The following is a 3,840-nucleotide window of genomic DNA, read 5'->3' on the forward strand; positions in this document are numbered from 1 at the left end:
GGCTCGCCGCGAAAAGCGCCCGTTCGAACGCACGCTGGAACTCGCCGACGCCATCGAGACGCATATCGGTCGCGCGCCGAAGGACAAGATCCATCCGGCCACGCGCGTCTTCCAGGCGCTGCGCATCTTCGTCAATGATGAGCTTGGCGAACTGGCCAAGGCCTTGTTTGCCGCCGAACGCGCGCTGAAGCCGGGCGGACGGCTCGCCGTGGTGACGTTCCATTCGCTGGAAGACCGCATCGTCAAGCGTTTCATCGCCGACCGAGCCGACGTCGCGACCGGCTCGCGTCACCTGCCCGAGGCTCATGCGCGCACCGCGACCTTCCGCAAGGCGGGTGGCGGCGTGACGGCCGGCGACGCCGAGGTGGCGGCCAATCCGCGCGCCCGTTCGGCCAGGCTGCGCGCGGCGATCCGCACCGAGGCGCCGGCCCGCAGTGGCGACTTTTCGATTTTCGGCCTTCCAAAGCTTCCCGGTATCGACCGGCCGGGGGAGAGGTAGCTAAGTGTTTCGTACCAGCGACATCGTCCTGATCGCCGTCATGGTTGCGGCGGCGGCCCTTACCTACAAGGCCAAGCGCGAGGCCGAGGAACAATTGGCGTCGGTGCAGAAGATCCATGCGCAGATACGCTATGAAGAGGACACGATCGACCTGCTCAAGGCGGACTGGAGCCTGCTCACCCAGCCGTCGCGGCTGCAGAAGCTGACCGAACTCTACAAATCACAGCTCGCATTGGAACCGGTCAGCGCTCGTCAGATCGTCGGCATCGGTGATCTGCCGGCCAAAGCCCTAGACATTCAGGACATCTTGAACGGACGCCAGGGTGGTATGGCCGACAATTCCGACCAAGCGCCTCCGGGCGGCAGGGATCCCGTGGTGACCGGAGGCATCGCCCAATGATCGGCAAACTGCTGAAGCGTCGCGCCAGGACGAGTGAAGACGGATCGATCGTGGTCGATGGCGCCCGCAAGGCGACCGGCGGCAAGGGCAGGACGCGCATCGTGATGACGATGGCGGTGTTCTTCGGCATCTTCTCGACCATTTCCGGGCGGCTGGTCTATCTCGGCTTCCAGACCCCCGACATGTCTGGCGGTCCGCAGAGCCGGGTGACGGCATCGCGGCCCGACATTGTCGACCGCAACGGCGAAGTGCTGGCGACGGACATCAAGACGGCGTCGCTGTTTGCCGAACCGCGCCGGATCGTCGACGCCGATGAGGCGATCGAGAAGCTGTCGACGGTGCTTCCGGACATCGACTATGAGCAGACCTACCACAAGCTGAAGAGCGGCGCCGGCTTTGTCTGGCTGCAGCGGCAGCTGACGCCCAAGCAACAGTCCGACATCATGCAGCTCGGCATTCCCGGCTTCGGCTTCCGCACCGAGAAGCGCCGTTTCTATCCGAGCGGCGAGACCTCGTCCTACATTGTCGGGCTTACCAACATCGACAACCAGGGCATCTCCGGAATGGAGAAGTATGTCGACGAGCAGGGCCTGAGCGACCTGCAGGCATCGGGCCTCGCGGTGGCCAAGGATCTCAAGCCGGTGAAGCTTTCGATCGATCTGCGCGTCCAGCATGTGGTGCGCGACGAGATCGCCGCCGGCCTGGAGCGCTATCGCGCCATGGGCGCTGGCGCCGTTGTGCTTAACGTAAAAACCGGCGAAGTGGTGGCGATGGCCTCGGTGCCGGATTTTGATCCGAACAATCCTTACAATGCACAGGACAAGGACCGGCTGAACCGCATGTCGGCGGGTCTCTATGAGATGGGCTCGACCTTCAAGAGCTTCACCTCAGCCATGGCGCTCGATTCCGGCAAGGCGACCATGGCGAGCCGCTTCGATGCTTCGCATCCAATCCGGGTCGGCCATCAGGCCATTCACGATTTCCACGGCAAGAACCGTGTGCTGTCGTTGCCGGAGGTGTTCCTCTATTCGTCCAACATCGGGTCGGCCAGGGAGGCCGAGATGGTCGGTATCGAGGGGCATCGCGAATTCCTGCATCGCCTCGGCATTCTGGACAAGATGCAGACTGAACTGCCGGAAGTCGCCCGCCCGACTGAACCGAAGGTCTGGAAACAGGTCAATTCGTTCACGATCGCCTTCGGCCACGGCGTGTCGACGACACCGCTGCAAGCGGCTGTAGGCTGCGCGGCGCTGATGAATGGTGGCTTCCTGATGAACCCTACCTTCCTGATACGTACGCAGGCGGAAGCGATGGCCACAGCCAAGAAAGTGGTCAGCGAAAAGACCGTCGAAGGCATGCGCTACCTCTATACGCTCAACGCCGAGAAGGGCTCGGCCAGAAATGCCAGAGTCCCCGGCTACCGGGTTGGCGGCAAGACCGGAACAGCCGAGAAGGTCATCAACGGCCGCTACTCGAAGGAGTTGAATTTCAACACCTTCGTCGCCGCCTTCCCGATGGACGATCCGCAGTACCTTGTGTTTACGATTGCCGATGCCCCGCACCCGGAAAAGCCTGGCATGACAGACGTCGCGGCCTCGAATGCGGGCGTTATGGCGGGAAACATCATCAGACGTGCGGCTGCCATGCTTGGCGTGAAGCCAGATTTCAGCCATGAAAATGGTGCAACGCTGGTTTCCTATCAGTGATTCTTAGGGCGCGCCGGCAACAGCGCGCTATTTTGTTGCGGTGAACGGGACTCGATGAAGCTCAGAGATCTAGCCGGTATCCTGCCCGTCGAGGGAATAGCTTCCGTCGATCTGGAGGTTACAGGGATTTCTTCGGATTCCCGCCAGGTAAAACCGGGCGTTGTCTTTTTTGCGCTCGCCGGAACCAAGGCCGATGGTGCCGTTTATGCCGCCGACGCCGCCGCGCGCGGAGCGGCCGCGATCGTGGCGGGCAAGGGCAGCACCATTGCCGGGCTGTCGGTTGCGGTATTGGCGGTCGATGATCCGCGCCTGGCGCTGGCGCTGAGTGCGGCCCGCTATTTCGGCAAGCAGCCGCAGACCATGGTCGCGGTGACCGGCACCAGCGGCAAGACGTCGGTCGCCGCCTTCACCAGACAGATCTGGGAGCAGGCCGGCTATGCCGCCGCTTCGATCGGCACCACCGGCGTGGTGGCGCCGGGCCGCAACGATTATGGCTCGCTGACGACGCCAGATCCGGTCGCTCTGCATCAATTGCTACGGGAATTGGCCGATGCCGGCGTCACCCACGCCTCGATGGAAGCTTCCAGTCATGGGCTCGATCAGCGCCGCCTCGACGGCGTGAAGCTGGCGGCCGGCGGTTTCACCAATCTCGGCCGCGACCATATGGACTATCACCCGACCATCGAGGACTATCACCGCGCCAAATTGCGCCTGTTCGACACACTGCTGCCGAAGGGCGCGCCGGCCGTGATCTTCGCCGACGATCCGTGGTCGGCGCCGACAATCCAGGCCGCACAGGCTGCCGGGCTCAAGGTGCTGACTGTCGGCCGCCATGGCGATTTCCTCAGGCTAAAGCGGGTCGAGCACGAGCGCCACCGCCAGCGCGCCGAGGTCGAGGCCGACGGCGTGCTCTACGAGATCGACCTGCCGCTGGCCGGTGATTTCCAGATTTCGAACGCGCTGGTTTCGGCGGGGCTTGCCATTTCCACGGGAACACCCGTCGCCAAGGCTTTGATGGCGTTGGAGAAACTGAAGGGCGCGCCGGGCCGGCTCGACCTCGTCGGCACCACCGTCAATGGCGCGCCGGTCTATGTCGATTATGCCCACAAGCCCGACGCGCTGGAAAACGTGCTGGCCTCGGTGCGGCCGTTCACCACCGGCCGCGTCATCGTCGTGTTCGGCTGCGGCGGCGACCGCGACCGGGGAAAAAGGCCGATCATGGGCGAGATTGCGAC

4 protein-coding genes are annotated in these 3,840 nt (G+C 63.6%); all 4 read left to right on the top strand.

The window, feature by feature from the left end:
- The coding region (gene mraW / locus EN935_RS25875; protein ID WP_127373747.1) for a 16S rRNA (cytosine(1402)-N(4))-methyltransferase at positions 1-499 on the top strand (499 nt) is incomplete at its 5' end.
- 4 nt (positions 500-503) lie between these two features.
- Positions 504-899: a hypothetical protein gene (locus EN935_RS25880; protein WP_109668266.1), complete on the top strand. Its 396-nt coding sequence runs from the start codon at positions 504-506 to the stop codon at positions 897-899.
- Positions 896-2,605: a penicillin-binding protein 2 gene (locus EN935_RS25885; protein WP_109668264.1), complete on the top strand. Its 1,710-nt coding sequence runs from the start codon at positions 896-898 to the stop codon at positions 2,603-2,605. The genes EN935_RS25880 and EN935_RS25885 overlap by 4 nt, the downstream gene beginning before the upstream one ends.
- Positions 2,606-2,659: 54 nt before the next feature.
- The coding region (locus EN935_RS25890) for a UDP-N-acetylmuramoyl-L-alanyl-D-glutamate--2,6-diaminopimelate ligase (protein ID WP_127373748.1) at positions 2,660-3,840 on the top strand (1,181 nt) is incomplete at its 3' end.

The organism is Mesorhizobium sp. M7D.F.Ca.US.004.03.1.1 (assembly GCF_003998635.1).
In the GTDB taxonomy this organism is placed as follows: domain Bacteria; phylum Pseudomonadota; class Alphaproteobacteria; order Rhizobiales; family Rhizobiaceae; genus Mesorhizobium; species Mesorhizobium loti.